This window comes from Cytobacillus sp. Hm23 (assembly GCF_051842895.1).
Classification (GTDB): domain Bacteria; phylum Bacillota; class Bacilli; order Bacillales; family SM2101; genus Nanhaiella.
Map to the genome: position 1 here is coordinate 56,594 of NZ_JBPXRQ010000007.1, position 19,642 is coordinate 76,235.

At 36.0% G+C, this 19,642-nt stretch carries 15 protein-coding genes; all 15 read right to left on the bottom strand.

Features of this window, described 5'->3' with window-relative positions:
• Positions 1-299 precede the first annotated feature (299 nt).
• The 15 genes from ACSVDA_RS05690 to dapA all read right to left on the bottom strand — a co-directional run bounded on the left by ACSVDA_RS05690 (position 300) and on the right by dapA (position 19,593).
• Positions 300-560 (bottom strand): DUF3243 family protein, encoded by a 261-nt coding sequence (locus ACSVDA_RS05690; RefSeq protein ID WP_485881570.1) that lies wholly within the window; start codon positions 558-560, stop codon positions 300-302.
• A gap of 203 nt (positions 561-763) precedes the next feature.
• Entirely contained in the window at positions 764-1,486 is a 723-nt protein-coding gene (gene ymfI, locus ACSVDA_RS05695; protein WP_485881572.1) for an elongation factor P 5-aminopentanone reductase, read from the bottom strand.
• Positions 1,487-1,784: 298 nt separating this feature from the next.
• Complete coding sequence (gene yfmH / locus ACSVDA_RS05700; protein ID WP_485881574.1) at positions 1,785-3,071, bottom strand: EF-P 5-aminopentanol modification-associated protein YfmH; 1,287 nt, start codon at positions 3,069-3,071, stop codon at positions 1,785-1,787.
• Positions 3,068-4,351: an EF-P 5-aminopentanol modification-associated protein YfmF gene (yfmF, locus tag ACSVDA_RS05705; protein WP_485881576.1), complete on the bottom strand. Its 1,284-nt coding sequence runs from the start codon at positions 4,349-4,351 to the stop codon at positions 3,068-3,070. Before yfmF ends, yfmH begins: the two co-directional genes overlap by 4 nt.
• A gap of 594 nt (positions 4,352-4,945) precedes the next feature.
• On the bottom strand, positions 4,946-5,905 hold the full coding sequence (locus ACSVDA_RS05710) for an ABC transporter permease (protein ID WP_485881578.1): 960 nt from the start codon (positions 5,903-5,905) through the stop codon (positions 4,946-4,948).
• On the bottom strand, positions 5,906-6,964 hold the full coding sequence (locus ACSVDA_RS05715; RefSeq protein ID WP_485881580.1) for an ABC transporter permease: 1,059 nt from the start codon (positions 6,962-6,964) through the stop codon (positions 5,906-5,908). It abuts the gene before it with no gap.
• Entirely contained in the window at positions 6,964-8,490 is a 1,527-nt protein-coding gene (locus ACSVDA_RS05720; protein ID WP_485881581.1) for an ABC transporter ATP-binding protein, read from the bottom strand. Before ACSVDA_RS05720 ends, ACSVDA_RS05715 begins: the two co-directional genes overlap by 1 nt.
• A gap of 263 nt (positions 8,491-8,753) precedes the next feature.
• Positions 8,754-9,866: a BMP family lipoprotein gene (locus ACSVDA_RS05725; RefSeq protein WP_485881583.1), complete on the bottom strand. Its 1,113-nt coding sequence runs from the start codon at positions 9,864-9,866 to the stop codon at positions 8,754-8,756.
• 302 nt (positions 9,867-10,168) lie between these two features.
• Entirely contained in the window at positions 10,169-10,894 is a 726-nt protein-coding gene (locus tag ACSVDA_RS05730) for a GntR family transcriptional regulator (RefSeq protein ID WP_214482742.1), read from the bottom strand.
• 519 nt (positions 10,895-11,413) lie between these two features.
• Positions 11,414-12,700: an MFS transporter gene (locus tag ACSVDA_RS05735; RefSeq protein ID WP_485881585.1), complete on the bottom strand. Its 1,287-nt coding sequence runs from the start codon at positions 12,698-12,700 to the stop codon at positions 11,414-11,416.
• 444 nt (positions 12,701-13,144) lie between these two features.
• Positions 13,145-15,478, bottom strand: coding sequence for a DNA translocase FtsK (locus ACSVDA_RS05740; RefSeq protein WP_485881587.1), 2,334 nt, complete (start codon positions 15,476-15,478; stop codon positions 13,145-13,147).
• Positions 15,479-15,650: 172 nt separating this feature from the next.
• A complete protein-coding gene (locus ACSVDA_RS05745) occupies positions 15,651-15,881 on the bottom strand; it encodes a YlzJ-like family protein (RefSeq protein ID WP_485881589.1) in 231 nt (76 codons plus the stop codon).
• On the bottom strand, positions 15,878-16,639 hold the full coding sequence (locus ACSVDA_RS05750; RefSeq protein WP_485881591.1) for a ClpP family protease: 762 nt from the start codon (positions 16,637-16,639) through the stop codon (positions 15,878-15,880). The genes ACSVDA_RS05745 and ACSVDA_RS05750 overlap by 4 nt, the downstream gene beginning before the upstream one ends.
• Positions 16,640-16,753: 114 nt before the next feature.
• Complete coding sequence (locus ACSVDA_RS05755; protein ID WP_485881744.1) at positions 16,754-18,418, bottom strand: ribonuclease J; 1,665 nt, start codon at positions 18,416-18,418, stop codon at positions 16,754-16,756.
• A gap of 302 nt (positions 18,419-18,720) precedes the next feature.
• Positions 18,721-19,593 carry a 4-hydroxy-tetrahydrodipicolinate synthase gene (dapA, locus tag ACSVDA_RS05760; protein WP_485881593.1) on the bottom strand — a complete coding sequence of 291 codons (873 nt, stop codon included), beginning with the start codon at positions 19,591-19,593 and terminating at the stop codon, positions 18,721-18,723.
• Positions 19,594-19,642: the final 49 nt, after the last annotated feature.

The following is a 19,642-nucleotide window of genomic DNA, read 5'->3' on the forward strand; positions in this document are numbered from 1 at the left end:
GCGCAAGAAGTTGTTTTATACGTTTTCCATCATTTTACAGAACGGATAATGCCACGCATGTTAATTGGGGAATGTTTATTTCTACAACAAACAACATTCTCTGATAAAACAGCCATTTATTAAAGATATGATCCTGTTTACAATTTTGTTGAGGATAATATGTAGCAGGTTACTCATTAGTGAAATGTATATCATTGTCAACCTCTTCTACAAAATCAAGAGCTATCATCTAGAATAAGAAGCGGTTTTACCCCTTCCAATGATACAATCAAATCAAAAAAGAGAGGAGTTCCCCCTCTTTAATGATTACTCCCATCATTTTCAACTAGCTTGACCATCATATTCGCAATCGCATGCTGTTCCTCATTCGATGCTACATGCCATAAATCAGCTAGTACTTTTTCTTGAGCATTTTTCGGTTCTACTTGGTTGGATAAATAATCGCCAATTTGATAAGCAATATCCGATACCGTGTTTTGATTCATGCCACTTTCTTGTGCTTGATGAAGTCGATCTGCTAAAAAGTCCTTCCATTGTTCAAAATTATCTAGCACAGACATACAAAAGCCTCCTTCATGTGTAGTCATGTATAGTTTGTTTCAATGGCAAAAATTTATACAAACTCGCTATGACATTTAAGTGAACTTTATTCAAGGACTCTTCTCCATAGCTTTGTAGCAACTTATTAGCCAATAAAGCAGCTCTGAAAAAAGCTGTACAAAAAAAACTACACATATAGATTACTATATGTGTAGCAATGACATTAACAATGCCACCCACCATTAACAGACAAAATTTGACCAGTGATATACGAAGCTTTCTTTGAAATTAGAAATAATGCGGTATCCGCAATTTCCTGTGGAGTTCCAACCCGTCCTAAAGGTATCTCTTCCTCTATACCTTCAATTTCTTCATTCGAAAAAAAATCTAGCATGGCAGTATTAATTGCGCCAGGTGCAATCCCATTCACTCTAATTCCACTTGGAGCAACTTCTTTTGCCAATGCTTTCACAAATGTGTTTTGTCCACCTTTAACCATAGAATAGAGTACTTCACACGAAGCCCCTGTTATTCCCCATATAGATGTAATAAAAACAATATTACCTCTTTTGTTTGAAATCATAGTTGGTAATAACGCTTTCGTAATAGTAAATGGGCTAGTAACATGCAGTTGGACCATTGCCGAAATATCTCGTTCATCCATATCAGTGATGAGTCCAAAATAACTATTTCCACTATTATGTATGACGATTTCTATATCATGTTTTATTTGTTCAAGTAGCTGATTTGGACCAGTTGGTAATGACAAATCCGCTTGAATGCCAATAGCATGTACGCCTAGCTGTTCTATTCCATTAATCAACTTGTCAATTTCTTGTTTTCGTTGATGATAATGTACATATAACGAATAACCTTCCTCTGCTAATTTCTTAGCTATTTCCATACCGATGCCACCACTCGCACCAGTGATTAACGCATATTTCAACTCTCCACTCCCTTTAATCACAGACCCTTTTCGCATACTTTGTTCATTAGCATAGCTAGATGAGGGTTTATCAAACTGTCATCTTTGTTGAAGATGACTGGATGCCACCAATACGATATATACCGGATTTATTTGTCTTTAGTACGAAAATCAGCAAATCAAATCATTCATTTTATGTGCATGAGTCTCGATATGTGCTCGTTAACTTGGAAGTAACGAATTTGTTGAGCTTAGATAAGCTATTGTCCAAACTTAACTATTTATTGGGGCTACTAGCTATTTTTGTTCACATAACTTTTTATTGTTTAGGAACAACTTTACATACTGTCATTTGTGGTTCGTTGAATAATTCTGCAGCTGCATTGGTTAAATCCTCAATCGTTAACGATTCAAGTACAGGCACTACATCAAAGAGGTCCATGTCATTAAATGCATAACGAGTAAATTGGTTTGCAATATATTCAGGAGAATTTATTGCCCTTAAAAATGCTCCGATCTTTTTCTTTTTGACTCTTGTTAATTGTTCCTCTGTTATTTCTTGCTCTTTTAAATCAAGCATGATTTCACGCAAACGCTTCGTTAGCTCATCTGGATCATTCGTGTCTCCACCAACCATTGCAAATCCAAAACTTGACTCCTCAGTATAATCATAAGCAAATGTGTCATCTATTAGCCCTTCTTGATAGAGGTTTTCATAATGTGTTGAGCTTTTACCGAATAATAAGTCTAGCATGACATTTATCGTTAGCTCATGCTTTAACAACTCTTGAGCAGATCGTCCTATTTTGGGTGATTTCACACCTACCATACATTTTGAAGATTGAACATTCATTTTTAGCACTTGTTCTTTTTGTGCAACTTCCAACGGTTCATTGTATTCGAAGCGTGCAATGTCAGGTTGATTTTCATAGTTTTTACTCGATTGATTTTCTCGAATCAAATCCATAATTTGTTCGGCATCAATTGGACCAACAACAAATAACAGCATATTACTCGGATGATAAAATGTTTCGTAACATTCATACAGCAACTCTTTCGTAATATGAGAAATTGATTCAATTGTCCCAGCGATGTCTATTTTTACAGGGTGCTGTTGAAACATATTTTGGATTAAGCCAAAATATAAACGCCAATCAGGATTATCATCATACATTGTTATTTCTTGACCGATGATGCCTTTTTCTTTGTCTACAGATTGATCAGAAAAATACGGCGCCTGAACAAAATTTATTAATGTTTCAAGATTTAGTTTTACATTATCAGTACTAGAAAAAAGGTATGCTGTTCGTGTAAAAGACGTAAATGCATTTGCTGAAGCCCCTTGCTTACTAAAATCCTGGAATACATCACCATCTTCTTTTTCGAACAACTTATGTTCTAAAAAATGAGCTATGCCATCAGGTACAGTGACCATATCGTTACTATTTAAAGGCGTAAAACGATTGTCAATTGAGCCATATTTCGTCGTAAACGTAGCATAAGTTTTGTTAAAACCCGGTTTCGGCAAAATGTAGACGTCAAGACCATTGCTCATTTTTTCATAATACAATGACTCCTCTAGCTGTTCAAAATTTATCTTCTTCATGCCTGGCTCGCCTCCATCCCTGTTAAAAAATAAATCGTATCTAATTGTACATCTTGCGCAACAGCAATAATTTCTTCCTTCGTCACACCGTCAATTCCATCGAGCCATTCATCAATGGAACGATTAATATTTGAAGCAACATTATGATATAGCACTTCAACTAACCCTCGTGAATGATCGATTGTTTCAAGTACTTGATTTTTTATAACAGCCTTTGTTTGTGCTAGCTCTTGATCAGTAAAGTCACCTTGTTTCATCGCTGACATTTGCTCTTTAATGATATTTACGGCTTGGTCATAATTTTGAACATCTATACCTGACATAACCATTAACAACCCTTTGTGGCTTTCAAGTCTTGAAGCAGCGTAATATGCTAAGCTTGCCTTTTCCCTTACGTTTATAAATAATTTCGAATGCGAAAAACCTCCGAATATTCCATTGAATACTTGTAAAGCAAAATACTCCTTATCAGCATAGGTCGCTTTTGTTCGATATCCTATATTTAACTTTCCTTGGCGCACATCCTGCTTTTCGATAATTTCGTTAACCTTCTCTACGGTAAAGGTATTTTTCTTTGGTGACTGCCTAGCATTTCGTTCGGAAAATGAAAAAAAGTTAGAAACATATTGCTCAATTTGAGAACTATTAACACTTCCTATGACGTACAAGTCAATCTCATCTTCTGACAGCACTCGCTCATAATATTGATAAAGACTTGCTGAAGTAATGTTATCTACTTCATCTAATTCACCATTAACATGCAAACTGTATGGCTCATCTTTACACATTTCTTGTACTAAACGATAATTAGCGTAGCGCATTTTGTCATCATAAACCGCTTGTATTCGCTGTTTTAGGGCTCTTTTTTCTTTTTCTATTATTTGGTCTGAGAAATGATTACCTTCGAGATATGGTGCAAAAATGACTTCAGAAAATAATTGCATAGCTTTTTGTAGCAAAGGTGTTTGATCTGATAAAAACTTTTCATTCGCAACTTCCATTTTAAATGAGATGACATGTTGTTCACCTTTTTTTGCTAAATCCACATCAAAGGTTGCTCCATATAAATCATCTAAGTGTGATCTTAACTGTTTAACAGAAGGTAAGGACCGCGTGCCACTTTGCAATACATGAGGTAACAGTGCCCTTAACGTTGCGTCTTGTTTTTGTAGTGGTGCATTCCATTTCATTAAGATCGTATTTGTTTTAAATTTTTCCGTTTCAATTGTGTGTAACCTTAATCCATTGATCTTGCGCTCTTGCTCTATGAATAATGACATAATTAAACCTCCTTCTATTCCATTCAATTAGATGAATCTCATGTTTATATAAATATTAACGTGGCATCGTTCAAGTAAACTTGGAAAACGGTAAATCAATATAAACAAAGATTGATCTTCAACACATACTGTTTTTATTTTCTTCTAAAACAATGGAATTAACCTAAATTAAATATACCTTTGTACAAGAAGATTTTTCAAGTAAATACCTATTTGACAATTTGAAAAGCTCTTTTCGTAAACTTTATTACTATGATCACCAAGTTGGTACTATAAGAAGCGACTTAAGATGATAGTCAACATGACCAGAAGAAAAGGTAGCACGAACTCTAGTTGTGTGAGTGTTTATTTTGTGATACGAAAAACAACAGTCATCGCGAAATAGTTACTTGATAACATATTTATTGTATAAATTGTAATTTCAACAACACATATCTAAACCTTGTAGAAATGATACTAAATGAAAATACGGAAAGAGCTTATATTTTAGCTATCTCGATAGTTCTCGTCATTTCTTAATAAGAGCATCACCAATACTACAAGAGCCTAAACAAAAAACTCCCACTAAGGGGAGTTTCAGTTAAGTCAATGCTATTATCGTTTGCCTTTTTCGTATGGTGTACCAAGTGCTTTTGGTGCTTCTGCACGACCTACAAACCCTGTTAAAGCTAATATTGTTAATACATATGGTGCTATTAACAAGTATACTGGAGGAATATCTTGTAGTACTGGAATAGTAGCCCCAATTACACTTAAAGATTGCGCTAAGCCAAAAAACAATGCTGCACCCATCGCTCCGATGGGATGCCATTTACCAAAAATCATAGCTGCTAGTGCTAAAAAGCCTTGACCAGAAATCGTGCCAGCGGCAAAATTCCCTTGAATTGTTGCAGCATACACTGCACCACCAACCCCTGCTAATACGCCAGAAATCATAACACCGACATATCGCATCCTTGTAACATTTACCCCCATCGTATCAGCAGCCATAGGATGCTCACCTACAGAACGTAACCTTAAACCGAATGGAGTTTTATAGACAATAAACCAAACGACGAATGCTAGCACGATAGCAATATATGATGTCCATGGCACACTTGAGAAAAAGATATCGCCGATAATTGGAATATCTGATAAAAATGGTACATCAATCTTATCTAAACGTACTGCTATTGAATCAGTTTGACCTTTACCATAAATATTTTTAATTAAAAACACTGATAAACCTAAAGCTAAAAAGTTAATCGCAACACCACTAACAACTTGATCAGCTTTCAGAGTAATACTCGCAACAGCATGGAGTAGCGAGAAAAGTCCAGAGGCTACTGCAGCAACAAGTACACCTATCCAAGGAGCTGCTGCCCCGACTGAATCTTGGAGTGATAAAGTTGTCACGATACCGGTAAATGCACCAAATATCATTAAACCTTCTAAACCAATATTAACTACACCTGAACGTTCACTAAATACGCCGCCTAATGCTGTGAAAATGAGGGGAGCTGCCCATAATAACGCAACAGGAATAATAATTCCTAACACATCTAATACACTCATTTATTTCCCCTCCTTGCTTAAGCGTGTAATAACCCAACGGATTAAGTAACTCGATGCCACGAAAAAGATAATTAGAGCTATGACAATTTGAACAAGCTCCGAAGGTACATTTGCATTAAAGTTCATTTGTGGAGCGGCTGTTTTTAGCCCACCAAACAATGCTGCAGCAAAAATAACACCAATGGCATGGTTTGCCCCTAGCAACGCAACAGCGATTCCATCAAACCCTGTACCCGTAAACGCAGACATAACTGTCATACTTTGGAAAGTACCTAACCCTTCCATCGCACCTGCGACACCAGCGAAAGCACCAGAAATTGTCATTGACATAATAATATTACGAGAAACATTCATACCTGCATATTGCGATGCATGCTGGTTAAGCCCTACGGCTCTCAATTCATAGCCTTTAGAAGTTTTTTCAAGGATAAACCACATAATAAATGCTGCTAATAAAGCAACAATAATTCCGTAATGAAGTCTTGAATTTTCTGTAATTGATGCTAAAAATGATGATGTTAGTGACGCACTTTCATTAATTGGTTGAGATCTTTCATTACCAGCATATAAATAATTCTTAATTAGAGCAGCAGTCGTATGCAAAGCAACGTAGTTCATCATAATTGTTACGATTACTTCATGTACTTTAAACCGCGCCTTTAAAAAACCTGGAATGAGTCCCCAAAAACCTCCTGCAACCGCTGCAGCCAAAATAGCTAATGGCACATGTATAACTGATGGCAAAGTAAAAGCTGAACCGACCCAAACAGCTGCAAGCCAACCTACTAAAAGCTGACCTTCAACACCGATGTTGAATAATCCAGTCTTAAATGCAAAGGCAACAGCTAGTCCAGCTAAAATTAGCGGAGTCATCGCACGAACTACTTCACCAATTGCTTTTGGTCTCCCAAACATCCCCTCAAACAATGCACTATATCCTTCAATAGGGTTATAGCCAGTAAACAACATAATGATTGCGCCAGCTAACAAGCCGAGAGAGGCTGCTAGCACAGGGATTAATATATTTATTAGCTTTTCATTTTTTAATAGTTTTTGCATCACGAAACACCTTCTTTTTCAAGCTTACCCCCAGCCATTAACAGGCCTAGCTCTTGTTCATTTGTTTCCTTAGGATCAACGATGCCGACAATTTCCCCTTCATAAATGACAGCAATGCGATCACTTACATTCATGACTTCATCAAGTTCCAATGAAACGAGTAGTACTGCTTTCCCTTTATCACGTTCCTCAATGAGTTTCGAATGTATGAATTCAATGGCTCCAACATCAAGGCCACGAGTAGGCTGAGCCGCAATTAGTAAATCTGGACTTCGATCAACTTCACGTGCAATGATTGCTTTTTGCTGATTCCCACCTGATAGAGCTCTCGCTGGCGTATATTCACTTGGTGTTCTTACATCATATTCTTCAATAAGTTCTGAAGACTTTTGGTATATATTTTTATAATTTAACACACCGGATTTTGCGTACGGTTGTTGATAATACGTTTGTAAGACTATATTTTCCCCAACAGAAAAATCTAATACTAACCCATGCTTATGTCGATCTTGAGGGATATGACCAACGCCAGATTCAGTTATTTTTCGAGTTGGCATCGTACTAATCTCTTTATTATTGAGTTTAATAGAACCAGCTTTGACTTTACGTAAGCCAGTAATTGCTTCAATTAATTCTGTTTGACCATTACCATCGACCCCTGCAATTCCAAGAATTTCTCCAGCTTTCACTGCAAGGTTAAGTCCATTTACACTCGGTAAATTCCTGGCATCATGCACAACTAAATCATCTATTGTTAAAACCTCATTTGTAGGTTTAGCTTCCTCTTTATCAACTTTGAAATGCACTTCACGACCGACCATCAATGCTGCTAGTTCATCCGGATTAGTTTCAGCAACATTCACTGTTCCAATCCCTTTTCCTTTACGAATAACCGTACATCGATCGCTAACTTCCATGATTTCTTTCAATTTATGAGTAATAAGAATAATTGATTTTCCTTCTTTAATAAGCGTTTTCATAATTTGAATAAGTTCACTAATTTCTTGTGGAGTTAGTGCAGCAGTTGGCTCATCAAAGATTAAAATTTCCGCTCCACGATATAGAGTTTTTAAAATTTCAACCCGTTGCTGCATTCCTACAGATATATCTTCTATTTTTGCATGTGGATCAACGGCTAAGCCATATTTTTCAGAAATCTCACTTATAGACTTAGCGGCATCTTGAATATTAATTTTTCCACCCTTTGTCGGTTCGCTACCTAAAATAATATTCTCTGTTACTGAAAAATTTTGTACTAGCATAAAATGCTGATGTACCATTCCAATTCCTAGACGGTTGGCTACATTAGGGTCAGTAATTTTAACTTTTTCTCCCTTTACTTTGATATCCCCTTTTTCAGGCTGGTACAAGCCAAACAACACATTCATTAATGTTGATTTCCCGGCACCATTTTCACCTAATAAAGCATGGATCTCACCTTTTTTTACTTGTAGTGTAATATTGTCATTGGCAACGATTCCAGGAAACTCTTTTCTTATATTTAACATTTCAATCACGTATTCCACGATTATCACTCCTGACCCATGGATAGTTAGAAAGCATAGTGCTTTCACTATAGCTAAGCTTCTTTATATTGATGTTAATTCTATGGTAGTTATTATGCTATTTTTTCTCCTACAAGCGCTTAAACTATGTCCTAAAGGCGCTTTGGAGTTAAATGTAATTTATACTGCTTACTACAAACCACATAATAAGTTAAGCTCTCGTTAGTTAACAAAGGCTAGTAAACACTAGCCTTTGCTTTGTTTCTCATGTTATTTTCTTAACATTATTCAAGCGTATTTAGATATTCCTCATATTCATCATCAGTAGCTGGAACGATTAATTCACCATTAAGAATTTTCTCTTCATACTCTTTAACTAAACCCAATGCTTCTTCACTAACATTATCTGTTGTCGGAGCGATACGTACACCGTCTTCTTCAAGACCGAATACAACTTCTTCTCCACCTGGGAAGTCACCTTCCATCGCACGCTTAGAAACTTCAAATACAGCTACGTCTACACGTTTAACCATTGAAGTTAACGTTACATTTTCAGGCATACCTTCTTCGTGCTGGTCACGGTCAACACCGATTACCCAAACATCTTCGCCGTTTTTCTTACGGTTTTTCGCTTCAGTAAATACACCGTTACCTGTACCACCAGCAGCATGGTAAATTACATCTGCGCCTTGCTCATACATCGTTGTTGCAATTGAAGAACCTTTTGCTGCATCGTTGAAATCACCAGCATATTGTACAACTACTTCCATATTTGGATCTACAGCTTTTACCCCTGCTTTAAATCCACTTTCAAACTTTTTAATTAACCCTGATTCTACCCCACCGATAAAACCAACTTTATTAGTTTTCGTATGTTTAGCAGCTACAAGTCCAACCAAGAATGATCCTTGATGCTCTTTAAACGTAATATTTGCTACATTATCCAAATAAAATGCATTAAAGTCTGCATCATATAGTAAGCTGTCAATTAGCGCAAATTGTGAATCTGGGTTTTGCTCAGCAATCTTAGTGATTGGCTTTTCTAATAGGAATCCAACTCCAAATGTTAAATCATAACCAGCGTCAGCAAATGTAGTTAAGTTAGGTTCATATTCTGCATCACTACCTGATTGCAAGTATTTAAAACCTTCACCTTCAGCTAGGTTATATTCACTACCGAAGTCCTTCAACCCTTCCCAAGCAGATTGGTTAAATGATTTGTCATCAACACCGCCAGTATCTGTTACCATACCTACTTTGAAATCTACAGCTTCTGCTGGTGCTTCACCTTTATCAGCTTGTCCACCTTTGTCTTCATCAGCACTACCACAAGCACTTAAAAGTGTACCTGTAGCCAACACCAATGACATAGCTAAACCAAATTTTCTTTTCTTCATCGTTTACTGCCCCCTAAATGTAATTTAATGCATGAACATCAAGCTTAATTGTAGTTTGTAATGATCCACCTCCTTAAAATGACCTTTTATGGTGTGAATAATTATGATAGGCTATTTTCGCATTGATTTTCTTACTAAGGAAGATGCGTTCGTGACACCTCATCTTATTTCAACATGATGTCAATTGCATACTATCAATTTTAAAATTGAGCTTTAATAGCAGCAACGTTTACGAAAAAGCCTTATGAAAAGAGGAAAACGACATCTATGAATTATAGTCGATTGTCCCCCAACTAAGCATGTTATAAACGCTTACGCAATACGTGAAAGCTGAACTTATCCGCTTTAAAATAGTTTAATGAATATAAAATTGGTCTATCATTTGTATCAAAATGTAATTGCTTTAGCACTAGTAAAGCGGTTTCAGGATCGCATTGTAAGATTGGTGATATTTTTTCGTGATACCCCAATGGCTTAATATTAGCAACGGCATAAGATATTTCTACACCAGCTTCAAGGTTTAATACTTCAAACATTGATTCTTCATCATGAGAATAATTGTCTGGCAATATATTGGTCAAGATTTTATCAATACAATATACGACAGGCTCGCCATTCGCCGTTCTCACACGTTCCACTAATAAAATTTCTTCATTTTCATCGCAATGAAACCTTTTTTGATCATCTTCAGTCGGTCCTTGTTTCGTTGAAGAAAGAAAAATGGTTCCAGGCTTCATTCCACCTTGAAGGATCATGTTTGTTACACTATTTAGTTGTTCAATTCCAGACGTAAACAGTGGTTTGGAGTTTACAAATGTCCCTACTCCGTGTCTCCTAGTGACAACATTTTCTTCTTCAAGTACCCGTAGAGCTTCGCGTAGAGTCGCTCTACTCACTCCAAGTAGTTTTGACAATTCAAACTCAGAAGGTAATTTTTCTTTTTCTTTGTATAAACCGTTTTCAATATCTTCTTTTATTTTATCAATTACCTGTAAATATAACTGTCTATTGTCTGACTTGATTGACATACTTGCTCCTCCAATATTTTACTTCAAGAGATCAGACATCTGATGTTAGACGCCCATTTCAGTCGTTTATAATATATCACTTTTTTTGTACGAAATAAATAGTACATTACAGTTTTATTAAAAAAGAACTTAACCTGTAACAAAACTTCTTTTTTTTGGAAGGCTCTTTGCGTAAACTTTGTTACAAAAGTTTCCAAACCAGAAAATAAAGTTATGTTTTTACTCAATTTCCCAGAATAAAAACTGCTACGAAATTTATTTTGTACTTTTATCACGAAAAACAACAATCAATTGGAAACAGCCTTTGTAAAACAAACTACATATCATTCAGGACACAAGATGTTCTATTATTATCACCTTTGCTTAAGACTCTTTACATTCGGACAAACATGACCTTTGTAATTTATTGAATCAAAATTTTTAATTCACTATCAATGAAAAATCTAACCATCGGTCATGTACTGTCGAAGTACATAACAAATCCCTTCACTAATATTGTGAAGGGAACTATTTCTAATATTACATTAAACTTGGTTCTTTTGCTCCTTCTTTTGCAGATGTAGTTGAATATTGTTTATCAAATTTAGGTAATACGAAAGCATAAAATATGCCTATTATAAATAAAGAGCTACCGACTAACCAAAACAACCCTTCAATTGTAGTAATCGTAGGATATGTAACTGCAATCACTCCAAGAGTAATTGATTGAGAAAACATCATTAAAGGGTCAATCCACCCTTGCACACGGCCCATCATCTTCGGATCGACTATCTTTGGAAGCCAGCCACCTATTGCGACGTTAACAAATGGTAAACTGACTGCGACTACAAATGTTAATATGAAAAACATGAATAATGTATTTGTGTATGCTGTGAAAATTATAAGCGAGCCACAAGCAAGTAAGCCAAAAATAATTAATTGGTACAGCTTTACTTTTTGAGCCATGATGGAAGCAATAATACTCCCAATTAATACTCCTATACCGAACACAATTCCTATAACAACTGACATTTGCTCGTAGGTTTCAGGTGCTAATTTATATTTTAAGATAAATATAGGAATAACTGAAAACCCTCCATTTACGACACCAAACACGATAAAACCTATGATTAATGATAATAATAACCGATTTTGGGTTATGTAACTCATACCTGTTTTAAAATCGTGAAATACTGATTTAAGCCGGATATCTTTTACTGAATGTTTGCCATTAGGATACCTTACATCTTTAGGTATGTCACATGCGTGTAACAGCAAGGCACTTATTACAAATGAAATTGCATCAACGATAATGGCACCTTCGAGACCTACCGTCCAGTAGATAATTGCTCCTACCCCTGCTCCAAATAGATTAAATAAGCTACTTACCATCTGATTAAGTCCAGCTGCAGTTGTATATTCATCCTCTTTTAAAATCCCTTGAATAATTGCCTGCTCAGCTGGGATGAAAAACTTTGAAACGGCACTTCGTATAAATAAAATTGCAAAAATTAACGGCATCCATCCGAGCCAAATAGAACCAAGGAGACAGATTGATAACCCTACTCGAATCCAATCACTGTATACTGCAATTTTTTGTCGATCCATTCTATCAGCCAATACACCAACAATCCAAAATACTGCTAGTGTCGGAAGTGAATACATCATCTCATTTATCGTAGCGTAAGAAGGTTGTTCGGAGAAACGGTTTAACAAATAAAACATAAATGCTGTTAAACCAATTACAGAACCCATTTGAGAGGTGAAGTTTGCAAAAAATAATTTCGTATAATTACTATTTTTAAATACTGCAAATGTCTTTTTCATTTTTTTCTCCCATCTTTTTTCTGAATGAGATAAGTATATTAGATAAAAAGACGAATTTTAACAGTCTGCTGATTGGTTGCTACTCGGTCCTGGGACGGAGTGCGAGAGCTTGTACTTGTTACTCCAATATTTTGTAAAACGAACTCATACGATTTCGTGATAAAAATATATACCACATATTCACCATAAATAAGAATGGACCTCATTAAATTTCCATCCAGCTACAATTCGGTAAGTACAAACTAGGCATCTCCAAATGTATAGAGTGTTTGGTTTAATTATGAATAGTTATAACAAAGGGCAAACAACTTTCTTAAAAAGCAACATTATTCATTTTAAATCATGAATGAGATGAAGAATCTACTCCATCTCATTGTAAAAACCCCACCTAAAGTAAGTGGGGTTCACTTCGAAAAATTAACTAAGAGTCGAACATAAGATTTGTTACGATCCTACATCTTCATTATGCTGTGATACTAATACTGTTCGTGGTTTACTACCTTCATATGGGCCGACGATTCCCCTGTCCTCCATTGCATCTATTAATCTTGCTGCTCTTGTATAACCGATTCGAAAACGGCGCTGTAACATCGACACGCTCGCCGTTTGCATTTCTAACACTAATTGAACCGCATCCTCATAAAGTTCGTCACTAACTTCTTCTTGTGTTTCATTCACTTCTTCTGGAATCATCTCTTCTTGATATTGTGCTTTTTGCTGTGATATCACATAATCTACCACGGTTTCAACTTCATCATCTGAAAGAAATGCTCCTTGAACTCGGGTAGGTTTTGATGCTCCAACTGGTAGAAATAGCATGTCGCCTCTACCTAATAATTTTTCAGCCCCTCCCATATCGAGTATCGTTCTAGAATCAGTTTGTGATGATACGCTAAATGCTATTCTTGAAGGGATATTTGCCTTAATTATTCCAGTGATAACATCGACTGACGGCCGTTGTGTGGCAATAATTAAATGGATACCAGCTGCACGAGCCATTTGAGCAAGTCTTGTAATTGCATCCTCTACATCAGACGATGCTACCATCATTAAATCTGCAAGCTCGTCCACTATAACGACGATGAATGGCAAAGTAGGCTGGTTTTCTTCACCTTCATCGTTAAATCTCTTAATGTAATCATTATAACCTTCAATATTACGAGTCCCTGTATGAGAAAATAACTCATAACGTCTTTCCATTTCATTAACAACTTTTTTTAAAGCTTGTGATGCTTTCTTAGGGTCTGTTACAACCGGCGCTAATAAATGAGGGATACCATTATACATATTTAACTCTACCATCTTCGGATCTATCATCATCATTTTTACTTCGTGCGGCTTTGCTCTCATTAAGATGCTCGTTATAATTCCGTTAATACATACACTTTTACCACTCCCTGTCGCTCCTGCGACAAGTAAATGTGGCATTTTATTTAATTGTGCAAGTATCGGTTCACCAGATATATCTCGTCCTAGACCAATTAGTAATTTGTCATCTCCATTATTTTTTTCTTTTGATTCCAACACTTCACGAAGTAGTACAGTTGCAACTTCATCGTTAGGAACTTCTATACCTACTGCGGATTTTCCAGGGATTGGTGCTTCGATCCTAATATCTTTTGCCGCAAGTGCTAATGCAAGGTCATCGTTTAAATTGACAATTTTACTTACTTTAACACCTACATCTGGATAAACTTCATATTTAGTAACAGCAGGTCCTAAATGAACTTTAGTTACTTTAGCATTTACACCAAAACTTTGGAATGTCTTTTCCAGTTTTCTTGCGTTTGCATAAACGCTATTATGTTCACTACGCTGATTAGTTTGTTTTGGAGCATACAGTAAGTCGATAGATGGTAGCTCATAATGAATATTTTCCGTTTCTTTAAAAGTCAATGGACCACTCTGATCGATACTAATATTCTCCTCAACATTTGGTATCTGCGCTTTCTCTTCAATTTGTTCTTCATTTTTTTGCTCAATAGGTTCTTGAACCTTGTCTGTGAAGTCTGAAATAACAGGGGTGACATCAACTGATTCAACAACATAGTCCTCTTCTATTTGTTCTGTATCAGTATCTAGCTTTTCTTTTTTCGGCTTAGTCTTCCGTTCTTCCTTGTGCTTCTTTTTATTTGATTTGCTAAAAAATTCCTTTACATCTTCGATAAATGATATCCATTGCCTTTTGAAGAAATCCACTACAGGAACTGCTACTTTTAACAAAGTTTCTTGAAGGGTTTTACCTGTAATTAAAATAATGCCAATAAAGATAAATAATAGAGCGAGCCACTTAGTACCTAAACTATCAAACAAATAATGAAAAGCGGCAAATAAAAAAGCACCAATCATTCCTCCACCAAGATCAGGTTGAGTAGTTTCTCCATTAATTTCCAGATTATATAGCTCCCAAGTATTTTTTATAACGCTTGGGCTTTGAAATGGTCCTTGTTCGGTTAGGGCCTGGAATAATGTAACATGACTTAATAACATGAGTGAAAGCAGGATTAAATATATGCCGATTAATCTTCTGCTAAAAAAAGATGGCCATTCTCGTTTCCATAATAAATATATGGCAAGCCAAAGAAAGCCAATAAGAATGAGCATATACCATTCACCGCTAAAAAAACGGAATAACAACACAAGACTAGACCCTACAACACCTAATTTAGCAATGGCAATACTAGTGATGGCAATTAGCAAAAGTCCTATCAATTCAAAGGTAAGGGCTGCTTGCCATTTGTTTTTCTTTTTTGATCTCCTTCTTTTCCTTTTTGCCAATTTACTCTCACCCCAATCTTCGTAAAATAAGACCCTCTTGTAAACAAATCATCCGAAAACAGCCTTAAATAAACATATGTATGTATGATAATCGAATAAAAAGCAGCCCATTTTAGGCTGCCTAAATTATATGCATATAAATTATAACATATTGATGGAATAAATAGCATAATTAAAATAGTACATTCGTTCTGTCTTTTGAAAGTATATTACCAGGCGCAACTTCTGAACGTAAAAAATCTTGAGGATCCGTACTTATGACTCTAGAGATTTGATAATTATTTGTTGTTGTTTCATTGACCAATAAGTTTACACCATCAATAACGACCATTTTTTGTTGATTATATACTTCACTCTCCTGTTGGAAAATGATTTCTGCTGGCATCATTGTGTAAAGAATCATTGTAGCATCTGCTCACTTTCATTCTGTTTCGGTTGGCCTTCAATCATTTCAGACAATTTTTTTATTGCATTCCCCACTCCTCCAACCTCGTTAATAATACCGTACTCAACTGCGTGAGAACCAATAACATTTGTACCAATGTCACGTGTTAAATTTCCTTTTGAAAACATCAGTTCTTTAAGGTGCTCCTCGGAGATTGCTGAATGCTTAGTAATGAAATTAAGCACACGTTCTTGCATTTTATCCATATATTCAAAAGTTTGAGGAACTCCAATGACTAGCCCAGTTAACCTAACTGGATGTATGGTCATCGTAGCCGTTTCCGCTATAAAAGAATAATCACAAGAAACCGCAATCGGAACTCCGATTGAATGTCCACCACCTAAAACAATTGATACAGTAGGTTTGGATAATGAGGATAGCATTTCTGATATTGCTAATCCCGCTTCTACATCTCCACCAACAGTATTCAATATGACCAGGAGCCCTTCTATGTTTGGGTTCTGTTCAATAGCAACAATTTGTGGGATAACATGTTCATATTTTGTTGTCTTGTTTTGAGGAGGCAGTTGAACATGTCCTTCAATTTGTCCAATGATTGTTAAACAATGTATTTTTGAATCCTGAGATAATTGAGGAATATTCGTTTGGCCAAGCTGTTGAATTTTACTAACTAGACTTTCATCTTTTTTTTCACCCTGATTACCCTTATCAACTTCTTCTGAGTTTTGTTCATTTTCATATCGGTCGAATGCCATTTTTATCTCCCTTCAACGCTTGATACGTTTAGTATGAACGAGATAAATAATTTCATTCTTTACTAAATATGTACATAATATTTAGCTCTATTACACAGTCGATGAACAATACACCTACACTTCCATTATAATCGGCAAAATCATAGGGCGTCGTTTTGTTTGTTTGAACAAAAATTCATTTAAAGCATCCCGAATACTTATTTTGATTGAATTCCATTCAATAACATACCCTTTAATACTCTGGGCTATAATTTTATTTACAATTTCGCAAGCCTGTTCTATAAGTGATTCTGATTCCCTCACATAAACAAATCCTCTTGTAATGATTTCGGGTCCTGATGCAATTTGCTTTTTTACTTTATCAAGTGTTACGACAACGATCAAAATACCATCTTTAGATAGTAATTTACGATCTCGTAACACAATATGCCCTACATCACCCACGCCTAATCCATCAATTAAGATATTCGCAGCAGGGACTTTTTCCCCTGTCGAGACTTTACCATTATTAAATTCAACTACATCACCATTATCTACAATTAAAACATTTTCAGATTTCATGCCAACTGAAAGTGCCAATTTCGCATGAGCACTTTGCATTCGATATTCACCGTGGGTTGGAATAAAATAGGTAGGCTTCATCATATTTAACATCAATTTAAGCTCTTCTTGGCTTCCGTGACTAGAAATGTCGGTTAGGTTTCTGTTATAAACGACATTGGCTCCAATACGAAGAAGATGATCAATCGTTTTTGATACAATTAGTTCACTTCCAGGGATAACTGGTGAAGCAATTAAAACCGTATCTTTCTGTTGAATATGTACTGGTTTATTTGATTGATTTGCCATTCTTGATAAAGCAGCCATAGGCTCGCCCTTCGTTCCACATGTTAAAATTAATACTTGATGATCTGGTAATTTTTCAATTTGATTTAGAGGCGTAATTATATCATCACTTACTTTTAAATAGCCTAAGTCTATTGAAATCATAACTATGTCATAGATGTGCCTTCCCACAATGGCTACTTTACGATTATTCTCTTTGGCTGCATCAAACACTTGTTGAATTCGATTAATATTTGATGCAAAGGTTGCTACTACAACACGGTTAGGAGCACTATAAATTACTTCAGAAATTTCTTGGCCAATGACCGATTCGGATACAGAATATCCTGGTTTGTCAGCATTGGAGCTATCAGATAAAAGAAAGAGCACCCCTTCTTTGCCTATAGATGCCATTTTATCAATATGAGCTGTTTCCATTCCAACAGGTGTTTGGTCAAATTTGAAATCCCCTGTATGAACAATTGCACCTTCAACTGTATGAAAACAAATGCCAACACAATCTGGAATACTATGAGTTGTTCGGAAAAAAGATACTTTCACTTGATTAACTGTCAATATTGATGTTGTTGTTACTTCATTCAACAAGTCACCAGCCGCCAGTCCATGCTGTTTTAATAATTGCCCTACTAAGGCCAATGTTAATTTCGTACCATAGATCGGCACTCTTAGCTCTTTCAACACATACGGTATTGCACCGATATGGTCTTCATGACCGTGGGTTAAGAATATCCCTTTCACTCTCTCCTTATTTTTAATTAAATAACTAATATCAGGAATAACAGCGTCAACCCCGAACATTTCTCCCTCTGGATATTTAAGCCCAGCGTCAACGACAAAAATATCAGTATCTATTTCCAATACGTGCATATTTTTGCCGCTTTCACCTAGCCCTCCAAGCGCAATAAGTCTTATATCTATCTTTTCACTCAATATGACATCCTCCTATGTACAATTTATCCGTCGCTAAATAACTTACGTCCATTATAACTGATGCATGAATTTGAATACAAGTTAATTAACGGGGTGATTTGCACATATATTAAGACTATTTTTCACATTGATTATTGCTGCTTCCTCATAATTATTAGCAAGTAATCTAGCGTTCGTTGCTTCATTTATACTCTTAAAATATTGGGCTCTCATAAACCTCATATTACCAGTCCATTGATAGTAACAATAACGACAACTATTACGAAAAAAAAGAACCATCACAATTGTGATGGCTCTTTCCTTCTTTAAATTTGCTGTAGTAGTTCGGATAATTTCACCCGTTCATGCTCCGCTAAAGGCACTAAAGGTAATCGGACTGAACCAACATCTAGCCCGCGTATTTGTAGTGCTGTTTTTACTGGTGCCGGACTCGGTGCCATGAAAAGACCCGTCATAACAGGTAATAGTTTTTGGTGAAGTAATGCTGATTCACTTAACATATTATTGCGATATGCATGGATCATTTCCTGCATCTCATTGCCAATAACATGTGATGCAACAGAGACGACTCCACTGCCCCCTATTGCAAGTATAGGAAGAGTTAAACCATCATCTCCACTATATAAAAGAAAATCTTCGTCAGTATTTGCGATGATTTCTGTCATAGCATTTAGATCACCACTGGCGTCTTTTACCGCAACGACATTGTCAATTTTTGAAAGTTTTATAATCGTCTCTGGAGAGATATTAGTTATTGTTCTGCTTGGAACATTATAAAGCATAACAGGAAGCTTTGTGCTGTTGGCAATTGCTTTAAAATGTTGGTATAAACCTTCTTGATTTGGTTTATTGTAATAAGGTGCTACAAGAAGAATCGCATCTACTCCTGTTTCTTCAGCTTTTTTTGTTAATTCAATAGATGCATACGTATTATTACTTCCAGTACCAGCAATGACTGGAACCCTACCAGCTACTTCTGAAACCACATGTTGGAACAAAGCGATTTTTTCTTCAGTAGATAAGGTTGCTGATTCACCTGTAGTACCTGAAATGACAAGGGAGTCTGTACCATTGTCAATTAAGTAATTTACGAGTTGGCTAGTTTTCGAAAAATCAATATTGCCACGATTATCGAATGGTGTAACCATCGCAGTAGCCACATTCCCGAAATCAATCAATCTTCCCACTCCTTACTAATATTTGTAAAAGGATACTTCAAAAAGTCTG